At 72.2% G+C, this 12,479-nt stretch carries 15 protein-coding genes; 7 read left to right on the top strand and 8 right to left on the bottom strand.

Going from position 1 to position 12,479, the window contains the following annotated elements; genetic code table 11:
- Positions 1-44 precede the first annotated feature (44 nt).
- Entirely contained in the window at positions 45-494 is a 450-nt protein-coding gene (locus ACFWGN_RS11205; protein ID WP_056647117.1) for an NfeD family protein, read from the bottom strand.
- A 156-nt stretch (positions 495-650) separates the two neighbouring features.
- Positions 651-1,436 (bottom strand): ABC transporter ATP-binding protein, encoded by a 786-nt coding sequence (locus ACFWGN_RS11200; RefSeq protein ID WP_191804664.1) that lies wholly within the window; start codon positions 1,434-1,436, stop codon positions 651-653.
- A 27-nt stretch (positions 1,437-1,463) separates the two neighbouring features.
- Between ACFWGN_RS11200 and ACFWGN_RS11195 the strand changes: the two genes are divergently transcribed.
- Positions 1,464-2,303 carry a hypothetical protein gene (locus ACFWGN_RS11195; protein ID WP_377616907.1) on the top strand — a complete coding sequence of 280 codons (840 nt, stop codon included), beginning with the start codon at positions 1,464-1,466 and terminating at the stop codon, positions 2,301-2,303.
- On the opposite strand, the gene glgA is transcribed toward ACFWGN_RS11195, so the two are convergent.
- Positions 2,267-3,487 (bottom strand): glycogen synthase, encoded by a 1,221-nt coding sequence (glgA, locus tag ACFWGN_RS11190; protein WP_377616906.1) that lies wholly within the window; start codon positions 3,485-3,487, stop codon positions 2,267-2,269. The genes ACFWGN_RS11195 and glgA overlap by 37 nt on opposite strands.
- A 136-nt stretch (positions 3,488-3,623) precedes the next feature.
- Between glgA and ACFWGN_RS11185 the strand changes: the two genes are divergently transcribed.
- Genes ACFWGN_RS11185 through ACFWGN_RS11175 form a run of 3 tightly spaced genes read left to right on the top strand, consistent with a single transcriptional unit; the run spans position 3,624 to position 6,053 of the window.
- Positions 3,624-4,862 carry a glucose-1-phosphate adenylyltransferase gene (locus ACFWGN_RS11185; protein ID WP_056647129.1) on the top strand — a complete coding sequence of 413 codons (1,239 nt, stop codon included), beginning with the start codon at positions 3,624-3,626 and terminating at the stop codon, positions 4,860-4,862.
- Positions 4,855-5,532, top strand: a complete 678-nt coding sequence (gene serB, locus ACFWGN_RS11180; RefSeq protein ID WP_377616905.1) for a phosphoserine phosphatase SerB — start codon at positions 4,855-4,857, stop codon at positions 5,530-5,532. The genes ACFWGN_RS11185 and serB overlap by 8 nt, the downstream gene beginning before the upstream one ends.
- Before the next feature lie 14 nt (positions 5,533-5,546).
- Positions 5,547-6,053, top strand: a complete 507-nt coding sequence (locus ACFWGN_RS11175; protein ID WP_377616904.1) for an HAD domain-containing protein — start codon at positions 5,547-5,549, stop codon at positions 6,051-6,053.
- A 44-nt stretch (positions 6,054-6,097) separates the two neighbouring features.
- Here ACFWGN_RS11175 and ACFWGN_RS11170 read toward each other — a convergent pair whose 3' ends face one another.
- The 4 genes from ACFWGN_RS11170 to ACFWGN_RS11155 all read right to left on the bottom strand — a co-directional run bounded on the left by ACFWGN_RS11170 (position 6,098) and on the right by ACFWGN_RS11155 (position 8,755).
- Positions 6,098-6,403, bottom strand: a complete 306-nt coding sequence (locus tag ACFWGN_RS11170; RefSeq protein ID WP_191804654.1) for a thioredoxin family protein — start codon at positions 6,401-6,403, stop codon at positions 6,098-6,100.
- Positions 6,404-6,544: 141 nt separating this feature from the next.
- A complete protein-coding gene (locus tag ACFWGN_RS11165) occupies positions 6,545-7,114 on the bottom strand; it encodes a SixA phosphatase family protein (RefSeq protein WP_377616903.1) in 570 nt (189 codons plus the stop codon).
- Positions 7,115-7,128: 14 nt separating this feature from the next.
- Complete coding sequence (gene fabI / locus ACFWGN_RS11160; RefSeq protein WP_191804652.1) at positions 7,129-7,896, bottom strand: enoyl-ACP reductase FabI; 768 nt, start codon at positions 7,894-7,896, stop codon at positions 7,129-7,131.
- 130 nt (positions 7,897-8,026) lie between these two features.
- Positions 8,027-8,755: a beta-ketoacyl-ACP reductase gene (locus ACFWGN_RS11155; protein ID WP_377616902.1), complete on the bottom strand. Its 729-nt coding sequence runs from the start codon at positions 8,753-8,755 to the stop codon at positions 8,027-8,029.
- 172 nt (positions 8,756-8,927) lie between these two features.
- Between ACFWGN_RS11155 and ACFWGN_RS11150 the strand changes: the two genes are divergently transcribed.
- The 3 genes from ACFWGN_RS11150 to ACFWGN_RS11140 are packed head-to-tail and all read left to right on the top strand — an operon-like array spanning position 8,928 to position 10,673.
- The gene (locus ACFWGN_RS11150; protein WP_377616901.1) at positions 8,928-9,365 is read left to right on the top strand and encodes a DUF3099 domain-containing protein; all 438 of its coding nucleotides are present in this window, start codon (positions 8,928-8,930) and stop codon (positions 9,363-9,365) included.
- Positions 9,358-9,606, top strand: coding sequence for a hypothetical protein (locus ACFWGN_RS11145; RefSeq protein ID WP_056647148.1), 249 nt, complete (start codon positions 9,358-9,360; stop codon positions 9,604-9,606). The genes ACFWGN_RS11150 and ACFWGN_RS11145 overlap by 8 nt, the downstream gene beginning before the upstream one ends.
- A complete protein-coding gene (locus ACFWGN_RS11140) occupies positions 9,603-10,673 on the top strand; it encodes an SURF1 family protein (RefSeq protein ID WP_377616900.1) in 1,071 nt (356 codons plus the stop codon). The genes ACFWGN_RS11145 and ACFWGN_RS11140 overlap by 4 nt, the downstream gene beginning before the upstream one ends.
- Positions 10,674-10,781: 108 nt before the next feature.
- Here the strand turns inward: ACFWGN_RS11140 and ACFWGN_RS11135 are convergent, their stop codons facing one another.
- A complete protein-coding gene (locus ACFWGN_RS11135) occupies positions 10,782-12,380 on the bottom strand; it encodes an ABC-F family ATP-binding cassette domain-containing protein (RefSeq protein WP_056647151.1) in 1,599 nt (532 codons plus the stop codon).
- Between the last annotated feature and the right edge of the window lie 99 nt (positions 12,381-12,479).

Below are 12,479 nucleotides of genomic sequence, written 5' to 3'. Positions count from 1 at the left end.
TGGTTCTCGGTGAGCGGGCGGTCGAGCGGACGGGCTGTGGCGGCTCAGACCGTGTGGCTGTCGGACGCGACCGACTGCACCACGGCCGTGGCGCCGTCGATGCGGACCACGCGGACCTCGGTACCGGTCGCCAGCTCGGGCGACCCGTCCACGGTCCGGGCGCTCCAGATCTCTCCCTGGAGCTTGACGCGGCCGCCCAGCTCGGTCACCCGGGACACGACGACGGCCGAGCGACCCACCTGGGCGGCGGCGCCGGTCTCGGTGAGCGGCATCCGGTGGCGCAGGTGGCGCAGCAGCCACGGGCGCAACGAGAACAGGAGGGCGGCCGAGACGACCGCGAACGTGATGATCTGCAGCCACAAGGGACCGCCTGCCGCGTTGACCCCCGCGGCCGCGAACGCTCCCCCCGCGAACATGATGAGCACGAGGTCCAGGGAGATGATCTCGATCAGGACGAAGAGGAGACCTGCTCCGACCCACCACAACCAGTCCATGACGGTTCCTTCCGTCGTGCGGCTCGTCCTGCGCGTCGTCGACGCGTCGACATCACCTGCGTTGACACCACCTGCGTTCTTTGCCCAGATTTTACCGGAAGAACGAGGTCCGTGCACCTATCGGGCGTGTCGGACGTCGGCGCGTCCGGGGGCGCTTCAGCGCGCCGCGCGCGCCATCCAGCGGCCGCCGCCGTGCGCGACGAACAGGGGCAGACCGAACGCCTCGCTCAGGTTCTCGGCCGTCAGGACCTCGTGCAACGGACCGGCACGGTGGACACCGCCGTCCTTGAGCAGCAGGACGTGCGTGAAGCCCGGCGGGATCTCCTCGACGTGGTGCGTCACGAGGACGAGCACGGGCGAGGCAGGGTCCGAGGCGAGCTCCGAGAGCGCCCCTACGAGCTCCTCGCGCCCGCCCAGGTCCAGGCCCGCGGCAGGCTCGTCGAGCAGCAGCAGCTCGGGGTCCGTCATGAGCGCGCGGGCGATCTGCACGCGCTTGCGCTCGCCCTCGCTCAGCGTGCCGAACAGCCGGTCCGCCAGCGACAGCACGTCGAACGCCGCGAGCAGGTCCTCGGCACGCTCGGTGTCGAAGTCCTCGTACGACTCGTTCCAGCGGCCCGTGACACCGTAGGCCGCGGTGACCACCACGTTGCGGACGGTCTCCGAGGCCGGGATCTGCTCCGCGAGCGCCGCGCTCGCCAGGCCGATGCGGGGCCGCAGCCCGAACACGTCGGTACGGCCCATCCGCTCGCCGAGCAGGTCCGCGGTGCCCGCGCTGGGGTGCATGCGTGCTGCGGCGATCTGCAGCAGGGTGGTCTTCCCCGCGCCGTTGCGGCCCAGGATCACCCACCGCTCGCCCTCGTTCACCTGCCAGTCCACGGAGTCGAGGATGGTCTTCGTGCCACGGCGCACCGTGACTGCCTGCAGGTCCAGAACCGAGCTCATGGGACACGACCCTATAGGTTGGCGGACGTGGAATCCCACTCTGCCCTCGCGCTCCCCCGTACCGTCGTCCTCGCCCTGTGGTCGCAGGCGCTCGGCCCGCAGGGCGGCGAGCCCGTCGATCCCGACGGTCCCGGCGCGGCGCTCGTGCGCCGCGCGGTCGCCGCGGTGCGCCTCGACGACGAACCTCACACGGTCGAGGGTGACGAGACCGCCTCGAACCTGGCCGACCTGGTCGCCCGCTGGACCCGTTCGCCGTTCGAGGTGTGCGCGGTGCTGCCGGCCCCCGGCGACCCGCTCGGCGTCCCCTCGGTCGTGAGCGCCGACGCGACCGACGCCGAGGAGTGCCTGCTCGTGCAGTCGCCCGAGGGGGCCTGGGCGCTCGTGCCCGAGGTCACGGCGTTCGGCAGCGTGTACGAGACGGGGCACCTGGTCACGTGGCACGTGACGACCGTGCCGACCTGGCGCACCCAGGTGCTCGCCGCCGTCGGGACCCTCGCGGACGCCGAACGAGACCTGCGCGTGGCCCTGCTCACCGCGACCGAGGCGCTGGCCTCGCTCGACGTCGCCCGTTGGCGCGAGGACGCCGCCGAGACGATCGCGGCGCTGCGGTCCACGACTCCCCCGGACTGGCCGCTGCCGGCCGCCCGCTCGGAGTCGGACGCGCGCCGCGTGCGCGTGCTCGCCCAGGCCGCACGGCTGCGGGCCATCGTGGACCTGGCCACGGCCGACGACGGCGGCGCGGTCAACCTCTGGCAGGCCGACCAGCGCTCGACCGCGCTGCGCGAGGTCGACCGGGCCGCACGGCGGGCCATGTCCGCCGCGACGGCCCGCTACGCGACGGGACCGGACCCGAGCACGCTGCGGTAGACCTCGAGCGTGCGGTCCGCGATCGCGTCCCACGCGAAGTGGTCCTCGACCCTGGTCCGGGCCGCGCGACCCATCTCGCGCGCCCGCTCCGGGTCCGAGACGACCGCGACGAGCGCCGCGGCGAGGTCGGCGACGAACCTGTCCGGGTCCACGGGCGTCCCCGTCCCGTCGTCGACCTGCTCGATGGGGACGAGGTGGCCCGTCACGCCGTCGTCGATGACCTCGGGGATGCCGCCGGTCGCAGAACCGACGACGGGCAGCCCCACGGCCATGGCCTCGAGGTTCACGATCCCCAGCGGCTCGTAGACCGAGGGGCACACGAACACGGTCGAGGCCGCCAGGACCGCGACGAGCTCCTCGCGCGGGAGCATCTGCTCGATCCACACGACCCCGGTGCGCTGCTCGGCGAGCCGCGCGACGGCCTCGCTCACCTCGGTCGCGATCTCGGGGGTGTCGGGCGCGCCCGCGCAGAGGACCAGCTGGACCTCGGGCGGGAGCTGTGCGGCCGCGCGCAGCAGGTACGGCAGGCCCTTCTGGCGCGTGATGCGTCCGACGAAGACCACGGCCGGGCGCTCGGGGTCGATCCCCAGGTCGCGGACCACGCGGTCCGCCGCGGCGACCTGCGCCTCGGACTCGGGGCGACGCCAGCCGTCGAGGTCGATCCCGTTGTGGACCACGTGCACCTTGGCCGGGTCGACGTCCGGGTAGCAGCGCAGGATGTCCGCGCGCATGCCCGCCGAGACGGCGATGATGCCCGCCGCGGCCTCGTAGGCCGTCTTCTCCGCCCAGCCGGACAGCGCGTAGCCGCCCCCGAGCTGCTCGGCCTTCCAGGGTCGCAGCGGCTCGAGCGAGTGAGCGCTGAGGACGTGCGGGATCCCGTGCAGGAGCGAGGCGAGGTGCCCGCCGAGGTTCGCGTACCAGGTGTGCGAGTGCACGAGGTCGGCTCCGGCCACGTCGTCGGCCATCGCCAGGTCCACGCCGAACGTCCCCAGCACGGGGTTCGCCGAGGACAGCGAGCCGGGCACCGAGTACCCCGTGACCCCCTCCTCGCTGCGGGGTCCGTCGAAGCTGCGCACGCGCACGTCGATGCGTTCGCGCAGCACACGGGACAGCTCGGCGACGTGGACGCCCGCGCCTCCGTAGACGTAGGGCGGGTACTCACGGGTCAGCAGGTCGACTCTCACGCGGCACACGCTAGCGCGCCCGGCGGGGCCCGTGCGCACGGCAGGCCGCCCGCGACGCTCTCGCACCGCGAATCACCCACGACCAACCCGTGGTTCGGTCCCCACGAACCTCGGCCGAGGCCATAAGGTTCTGCCCATGGCCGCCCCACGTGTCCTCGCAATCGTCCTCGCCGGTGGCGAGGGCAACCGGCTCATGCCGCTCACCGCCCACCGCGCCAAGCCGGCCGTACCGTTCGGCGGCATCTACCGCCTGGTCGACTTCGCGCTGTCGAACCTGGTGAACTCGCACTACCTGCACATCGTCGTGCTGACGCAGTACAAGTCCCACAGCCTCGACCGCCACATCACCAAGACGTGGCGCATGTCGTCGTTGCTCGGGAACTTCGTCGCGCCGGTCCCGGCACAGCAGCGGGTGGGCAAGCACTGGTACCTCGGCAGCGCCGACGCGATCTACCAGTGCCTCAACATCATCGAGGACGAGCGCCCCGACATCGTCGTGGTCGTCGGCGCGGACCACGTGTACCGCATGGACTTCTCCCAGATGGTCGACGCCCACATCGCGTCGGGCGCCGAGCTGACCGTCGCGGGCATCCGTCAGCCCATCTCGATGGCGGACCAGTTCGGGGTCATCGACACCGACCCCGAGGACCCCACCAAGATCCGTGCGTTCCTCGAGAAGCCGACCGACCCCGTCGGGCTCGCGGACTCGCCCCTCGAGGTCCTGGCGTCCATGGGCAACTACGTCATCAACGCCGACGCTCTGGTCGCGGCCGTCACGGCGGACGCGACCGACCCGGACTCGCGCCACGACATGGGCGGAGACATCGTCCCGGCCTTCGTCGCGCGCGGCACGGCCGGCGTCTACGACTTCATCCGCAACGACGTGCCCGGCTCCACGGACCGGGACCGCGACTACTGGCGGGACGTCGGGACCCTCGACGCGTACTACGACGCGAACAAGGACCTCATCTCGATCACGCCGGTCTTCAACCTCTACAACGACGAGTGGCCGCTGCACACCGGGTACGTGGGCCTGCCGCCCGCGAAGTTCGTCCACTCGGGGCAGGGCCGCCTGGGGCACGCCGCCGACTCGCTCGTCTCCCCCGGCGTGATCATCTCCGGAGCCACCGTGGTGGGCTCGGTCCTGTCCCCCGGCGTCTACCTGCACTCCTGGTCGTCCGTCTCCGACTCGGTCCTCATGGACGGGGTGCAGGTCGAGCGGCACGCCCAGGTCCACCGCGCGATCCTCGACAAGAACGTGATCGTCACCGAACGCGCCCGCATCGGGCTCGACCCGGCGCAGGACCGCGCCCGTGGGTTCACCGTCACCGAGTCGGGCATCACCGTCGTCCCCAAGGGAACCATCGTTGAATAGCACTGCCGCCCGTCCTGACGTCTCGACCCGCCGCCTGGTGGTCATGGACGTCGACTCGACCCTCATCACGCAGGAGGTCATCGAGCTCCTGGCGGACCACGCCGGGACCCGCGAGCTCGTCACCGAGGTCACCGAGCGCGCCATGCGCGGAGAGATCGACTTCGGCGAGTCCTTGCGCGAGCGGGTCGCGACGCTCGCCGGGGTCCCGGTCAGCGCGTTCGAGGACGTGCTCGAGCGGGTCACGCTCACGCCGGGCGCTCGCGAGCTGATCACCGAGCTCCAGGGCCGGGGCTGGACCGTGGCCCTGGTCTCGGGAGGCTTCGAGGAGATCGTCGCTCCCCTGGCCGAGCGCCTCGGGATCACGCACTTCCGGGCGAACCGGCTCGAGGTCGTCGACGGCCGGCTCACGGGACGGACGACCGGCCCCGTGATCGACCGCGCCACCAAGGAGCTCACGCTGCGCGAGCTCGCGGCCGCCCAGGGCGTGGACATGGCGCACACCGTCGCGATCGGCGACGGCGCCAACGACCTCGACATGATCGGCGCGGCCGGGATCGGGATCGCGTTCGCAGCCAAGCCCGTCGTGGTCGCCCAGGCCCCGCACTCGGTGCCGGGTCCCCGCCTCGACACGGTGCTGGAGATCATCGACGCGCCCGGCCGGACGGCCTGAGGGCTCGTCCGACCTTGTCGCGACCGATCCTGTTCCTCGACGTCGACGGGACCCTGCTGCCGTTCGGGGGCCCGGGGATGCCCGCGGTCCCGGACGCACCGGAGTCCTGGACGGCGGCGTCGAACCCCCACCTGGCGCGGGTCGACCGGCGGCTCGGGCCCCTGCTGGCCGGGCTGGGTTGCGAGCTGGTGTGGGCCACGGCGTGGATGCACGACGCGAACGAGGTGATCGCGCCCCTGCTGGGCTTGCCGCACCTGCCGGTCGCTGATCTCCCCGCCTACGACGGCGACCGCGGTGCCGACGACCTGCAGTGGAAGACGAGGGCGCTGGTCCGGATCGCGGACGGCCGTCCGTTCGTCTGGGTCGACGACGTGATCGGGCACGCCGACCGGTGGTGGGTCGAGATCGAGCATCCCGGTGCCGCCCTGCTCCACCAGGTCGAGCCCGCGGTCGGGGTGACCTCGACGGACATCGCCACGATCGCCGCCTGGCTGCGGGACGTGGAGCCTCCCGTCGGCTGACGGGCCGTGGGTGAGGATCCCGGCCAGGACGCCTGCAACGGGTGCTAGCCCACGTTCGTGAGCGCGTCGACGAGCTGTCCGACCGTGGGCGCCCCCGCGAGACCCTGCGGGGTCGGGTAGAGACGGCAGGCCAGCCCGCTCGCCTCCTGGTGCTCGAACAGGTCGCGCCCGTCGAGACGAAGCGTGGGTGACCCCGGGAAGGCGAGCGCCGCGGCGTGCTCGTCCGTCAGGACCTCGACGAGCTCGACGGGTCGACCGGGAACGCCCACGAGCTCCAGGGCCTGCGCGAGGTTGTCCCGCGCGACCGTCCAGCTCGGACACCCTTCGAAGTACAGGAGCTCGATCGTCATGGCTCCATGATGGCCGATCCGCGCGCCGTCGCCGGGGCGGACGGCCTGAGGGCACAACGGACCGCGAGCAGGTACGTCGAAGCCCCTTCCTCCCGTCGTTCGGGTGGAAGGGGCCTCGTGCTTCGCGCGGTGTGCTCCCCCTCAGCTCGAGGGGCGCCCGACGTACGACAGGTTGGCGACCGCGCCGTCCCACTCTCCCCACGGGGTCGATGACTCCAGGACGCTGTACGTCGCCGTGGGGACCCCCACCCGGACCTGGGCGAGCGCGCCCGAGTCGGAGCCGGGGCCGGCCAGGTGCGCCGCGGTCGCGGCCATGGTCGGCTCGTGACCGACCACCAGGAGCGTGCGCACCCGGGAGTCGGCGCCGCGCACCATGTCCAGCACGTCCCGCACCCCGGCGGCGTACAGGGTGTCGGTCACCACGACCTCCGGGGCGACGTCACCGAGGTGCGCCGAGAGGAGGTCCCACGTCTGGCGTGTGCGCAGGGCCGAGGAGCACAGGACGAGCTCGGGGACGAGCGAGGAGTGCGCCAGCGCGGCGCCGACCCGGCCGGCCTGGCGCCGTCCGTTGAGCGCCAGCGGGCGAAGGACGTCGTCGACGCCCCCGGCAGGCTCCGCCTTGGCGTGCCGGAGCAGCACCAGGCGGTGCGTGCCGCCTGCCGCCCCGGAACCGGCGGCGTCGGACGCCACCGACGATCTGCCGTCTCGCACGTTCGCCCCTCTCGTCACAGCCCCATGGCGTGCACGCCGCCGTCGACGTGCACGATCTCCCCCGTGGTCGCCGGGAACCAGTCTGACAGCAGCGCGACGACCGCGCGTGCGGCGGGCTCCGCGGTCAGCTGGTCCCAGCCGAGCGGCGCACGCGTGGGCCAGCCGTCCTCCATCTGCTCGAAGCCGGGGATCGACTTCGCCGCGGTCGTGCGGATGGGTCCGGCGGAGACGAGGTTGGTGCGGATGCCCTCCGGGCCCAGGTCGCGCGCGAGGTAACGGTTCGCCGACTCGAGCCCGGCCTTCGCGACGCCCATCCAGTCGTACACGGGCCACGCGAACTGCGCGTCGAACGTGAGCCCGACGACGGCACCACCGTTGGTCATGAGCGGCTTGGCGGCCACGGCGAGGGACTTGTAGGAGAAGGTCGAGACCTGCAGCGCGGTCGCGACGTCCTCCCACTTCGCGGAGAGGAAGTTGCCGCCCATGACGCTCTGGGGCGCGAACCCGATCGAGTGCACGACGCCGTCGAGCGTGTCCACGTGCTCGCGGACCGCGTCGGCCAGTCCGGCCAGGTCCTCCTCGTTCGTCACGTCGAGCTGCACGACGGGCGCCTCGACCGGCAGACGCTTGGCGAAAGCCTGCGTGAGCTTCATCTGGCGACCGAACGAGGAGAGCACGACCGTGGCCCCCTCCTCCTGCGCGAGCCGGGCCGCGTGGAACGCGATCGAGGAGTCGGTGAGGACGCCGGTGATCAGGAGCTTCTTGCCTTCGAGCAGACCCATCAGTTCTTCTTCCGTTCTTTCGTCGTGCGCTGCTTGAGCGTACTCATGGACGACCTGCCCGGGGTAGTTCTCGGGGGTCGTGCGGTGTGTCGAGGAGCACGCCGTGCGCCTCGACGACGTCAGGTGGTGGTCAGTGCCCCATGCCGAGGCCGCCGTCGACCGGGATCACGGCGCCGCTGATGTAGCCCGCGTCGGGGGACGCGAGGAACTGCACGACGCCCGCGACCTCGGTCGCCTGGGCGAAGCGTCCCGCGGGGATGTTCGCCTTGTACTGCTTCTGGCGCTCCTCGGGCAGCTCGGCGGTCATGGCCGTCTCGATGAACCCCGGGGCGACGACGTTGGCCGTGATGCCGCGACCGCCGAGCTCGCGCGTGATCGAGCGCGCCATGCCGACCAGCGCGGCCTTCGAGGCCGAGTAGTTGACCTGTCCGGGACCGCCGTAGAGGCCCACGACCGAGGAGATGAGGATGATGCGGCCGCGACGCAGGCGGATCATGCCCTTGGAGACGCGACGCACGCACCGGAAGGTCCCGGTGAGGTTGACGTCGATCACGGACTCGAACTCGTCGTCGGTCATGCGCATGAGGAGCTGGTCGCGGGTCACGCCCGCGTTCGCGACGAGGACCTCGACGGGGCCGAGCTCGGCCTCGATCGCGGTGAAGGCCGCGTCGACGGCCTCGGTGTCGGTGATGTCGCCCACGACGCCGAACACGCCCTCGGGCAGGTCGCCGCTGCGGTAGATCGTCGCGACACGGTCACCGTTGGCGACGAACCGCTCGGCGATCGAGCGACCGATGCCCCGGTTGGCGCCCGTGACGACCACGGTGCGCGGGCTGGGGGAAGCGGGGGCTTCGGACACGACATCTCCTCGTTCGGGTGGCCTGGGAGGCGTCGTCCGCGGCGGGGTGTCCCCCGCTCGTCCGGCACGTCGCCGCAACGACCGTACCGCGAGCGCCCGACGACGTGCGCGCAGGGACCATCACAGGCGACCGGGGTCCTTTGTCGGGTTCCGACAAACGTAGGATGGAGGGGTGAGCAGCAACAACAAGGTGCCGAGCATCTCGGACGCACCGGAGTCGCTCGCGCAGGACCAGGCCCGGCGCACCAAGCGCTACCTCATCCAGATGGGGATCCGGCTCGTGTGCTTCGTCGGGGCCGTGATCGTCCACGGGTGGTTCTCGTTCGTCCTGATCGGGGCCGCGATCGTCCTCCCGTACGTCGCGGTGCTGCTCGTCAACGCCGGCCGCGACCAGCGGACCTACGACGTCTCGCCCATGGAGCGCCTCCAGGTGGAGGCCGCCCCCGACCACCCGAGCCTCGGGCGGGTCGTCGAGCTCGACGAGGACGGCCAGGTGCGCAGCGACGCCTCGGACTCCCCCACCCACCCCGGCGACGGCACCGACGGGCCCGCCGACCCCGCCGGCCGGACCACCGACCGAACGAACACGCAGGAGCCGCACGATGGTTGACCTCCTCCACCTCGCCGACCCCGTCGACGAGGGTGAGTTGCTGTGCAGCGCCAAGGGTTGCCGCGCCGAGGCGGCGTGGGGCCTGCTCTGGAACAACCCCAAGCTCCACACGCCTGAGCGCCGCAAGGTGTGGCTCGCGTGCGACGACCACCGCGAGCACCTCGAGACGTTCCTGGGCGCCCGGGACTTCTGGAAGCAGACCGTGCCGGTCGCCGACCTCGAGCGTCGGCCCGAGCTGTGACGCCTCCCTCCCCCGAGCGCCCGGACGCCCCGGCGAACCCCGAGCCGCCGACGCCCCCTGAGACCTCGGGACCGCAGGCGCGCACCCCCGACGCGGCCCAGCTCGCCCACGACGTCGCCCGCGACGCCAAGGCCGAGCCCCGGACCGTCCGCCAGTGGATCACGCTCGCGCTCGGCGTCCTGCTCGTGGCGGCGCTGTGCGTGCTCGCGGGGCGCTGGCAGTGGCACCGCTACGAGTCGCGCTCGGCCCAGATCGAGATCATCGAGTCCAACTACGACGCGACCCCGGTCCCGCTCGCCGACGTCCTGCCCGGGCCGGGCGCCGAGCTGGACCCGCAGCGGGTCTGGCAGCAGGTCACGCTCGAGGGCAGCTACGTCCCCGAGGCGACCGTGCTGCTGCGCAACCGTCCGGTCGCCAGCAAGGCCGGGTTCCACGTCCTGGTCCCGTTCGTCACCGAGCCCACGGACGGCAGCGAGCCGGTCGTCATGGTAGTCGACCGCGGCTTCGTGCCGCTGGGCGCCGACGCGAGCGCACCCGACGAGGTGGCCGCTCCGCCGTCGGGCAGGGTCGAGGTGACCGTGAGCCTGCGCGTCGACGAGCCCGCGTCGAGCCGCGAGGCCCCGGACGGGCAGGTCCAGGCCATCAACACGGCCCAGGTGCTCGCCGAAGGGCCCGACGGCGGCGCGTGGGCCGACGGGATGACCGTCGGCGCCTACGGCTCGCTCCGCGCCGAGGACCCGGCCCCTGCCGCCTCGCTGCGAGCCCTGGCCGTCCCGGACACCGATCCCGGCTCGCACCTGTCGTACACGTTCCAGTGGTTCGTGTTCGCGGCGGGCGCGATCGGCGGCTTCCTCGTCCTGATCCGCCGCGAGAAGCGCGAGACCGTGACGGCGGGAGACCTCCTGGGCGAGCAGCGCGCGTCGGGCCGCGCCCCCGGGGAGCCCGCTCCCCGGCGTCGTCGCGGACCGACCGCCGAGGAGGAGGAGGACGCCCTCCTCGACGCGCAGGCGGCCGCGCAGGACCCCGCGGCGCACGGGCCCGCGACGCACGACGACGCGCGGACCTGACCGGCCCGCCCGCCGCGCACGCTCCACCGGGAACGACGAACGGCCCGCCTGCTCCGAGGAGCAGGCGGGCCGTTCGTGTCGCTGCAGGTACCGGTGGCTACCGGTCGCTCAGGCCAGCGAGATGAGCTCGGCGTAGGAGTCGTTCCACAGGTCCTCGTCGCCGTCGGGCAGCAGCAGGACACGCTCGGGAGAGAGCGCCTCGACCGCGCCGTCGTCGTGGGTGACCATGACCACGGCTCCCTCGTAGTTCTTCAGGGCATCGAGGATCTCCGCGCGCGAGGCCGGGTCCAGGTTGTTGGTGGGCTCGTCGAGGAGCAGCACGTTCGCGCCCGACACGACGATGGTCGCGAGCGCGAGGCGCGTCTTCTCGCCGCCGGACAGGACGTGCGTGGGCTTGTTGGCGTCGTCGCCCGAGAACAGGAACGAGCCGAGCACCGAGCGCACCTGCGTGTCGGTGAGGTCCGGCGCCGCGTGGCGCAGGTTCTCGACGACCGTCACGTCCATGTCCAGGGTGTCGTGCTCCTGGGCGTAGTAGCCCAGCTTGAGCCCGTGCCCCGCGATGACCTCGCCCGTGTCGGCCTTCTCGACGCCCGCCAGGATGCGCAGCAGCGTCGTCTTGCCGGCACCGTTGAGCCCGAGCACCACGACCCGGCTTCCCCGGTCGATCGCCAGGTCGACGCCCGCGAAGATCTCCTGCGACCCGTAGGACTTGGACAGCCCCTCGGCCGTGATGGGCGTGCGCCCGCACGGGGCCGGCGTGGGGAAGCGCAGCTTGGCGACCTTGTCGCTCACGCGCTCGCCCTCGAGGCCCGAGAGCATGCGCTCGGCGCGCTTGATCATGTTCTGCGCGGCCACGGCCTTGGTCGCCTTGGCGCGCATCTTCTCGGCCTGCGCGAGCAGCGTGCCGGCCTTCTTCTCGGCGTTGGCGCGCTCGCGGCGGCGACGACGCTCGTCGGTCTCGCGCTGCTCGAGGTACGCCTTGTAGCCCAGGTTGTACTGGTCCAGGACGCCGCGGTTCGCGTCGAGGTAGAAGACCTTGTTGACCGTCGCCGAGAGCAGCTCGACGTCGTGGCTGATGACCACGAACCCGCCCGAGTAGTTCTTGAGGTAGTCGCGCAGCCACAGGATCGAGTCGGCGTCGAGGTGGTTCGTCGGCTCGTCGAGCAGGAGCGTCTCGACGCCCGAGAACAGGATGCGTGCGAGCTCGATGCGGCGGCGCTGACCACCCGAGAGCGTGTTGAGAGGCTGCGCGAGGATGCGCTCGTCGAGGCCCAGGTTCGAGGTGATGCGCTGCGCCTCGCTCTCCGCGGCGTACCCGCCCGCGGCCGTGAAGCGCTCCTCGAGCTTGGGGTAACGGTCCATCGCGGCCAGGTGGGTGTCCGCGTCGGCGCTCGCCATCTCGCCCTCGGTCTCGCGCATCTTGCGCACGAGGACGTCGAGCCCGCGCGCCGAGAGCACGCGGTCCATCGCGATCACGTCGAGATCGCCCGTGCGGGGGTCCTGCGGCAGGTAGCCGACCTCGCCCGTGCGCACGATCTGCCCGGCCGTGGGCTGGGTCTCCCCCGCGAGGGTCTTCGTCAGGGTGGTCTTGCCCGCTCCGTTGCGACCCACCAGACCGATCCGGTCTCCGGCAGCGATGCGGAAGGACGCCTCGTCCAGCAGGACGCGGGCGCCGACGCGCAGCTCGACGGCATGGGCAGTGATCACAGAGAGTTCCTCCGGCGGGGTCGTGGGGTGTCCAGGAGTCTTGCCCGGCGCGGGACCGCGCCGTGTGCGAGACACAAACGCCACCGATTCTAGTGCCGC

Origin of the sequence: Oerskovia sp. NPDC060338 (genome assembly GCF_042726295.1) — a bacterium.
Taxonomy (GTDB): Bacteria; Actinomycetota; Actinomycetes; order Actinomycetales; family Cellulomonadaceae; genus Oerskovia; species Oerskovia merdavium.
This window is presented reverse-complemented; position numbering and strand designations above follow the sequence as displayed.